The following is a 249-nucleotide window of genomic DNA, read 5'->3' as shown; positions in this document are numbered from 1 at the left end:
GTCGAAGTGCAGCGCGTCCGCCATGTGCGCGTTCACCACGCTTGCGCCGATGCTGGGCAGCGCGGCCGCGAAGACGACGATGACCCAGAGTGCTGCGATCAAACGCCACCGGTAGGTGCCACGGCGCTGCGGCTGCATAACCGGTTGCGTAATGGTCTGCGCCCGATTGCCCGGCGAAGACGAACCATCCTGAAGGGAACTCACACATGTCTCCTACGTTGTCGTTTTTTACTGACTGTTTAGTGCAAC

General features: G+C 60.6%; 1 pseudogene. It reads right to left on the bottom strand.

Annotated features, from left to right (window positions below):
• Window positions 1-204: pseudogene (locus SB751_RS33645) on the bottom strand (hypothetical protein); the annotation flags it as partial.
• Between the last annotated feature and the right edge of the window lie 45 nt (window positions 205-249).

Origin of the sequence: Cupriavidus sp. SIMBA_020 (assembly GCF_046535395.1) — a bacterium.
In the GTDB taxonomy this organism is placed as follows: domain Bacteria; phylum Pseudomonadota; class Gammaproteobacteria; order Burkholderiales; family Burkholderiaceae; genus Cupriavidus; species Cupriavidus campinensis.
The sequence above is the reverse complement of the archived record's forward strand: the minus strand, read 5'-3'. Positions and strand labels throughout refer to the sequence as shown.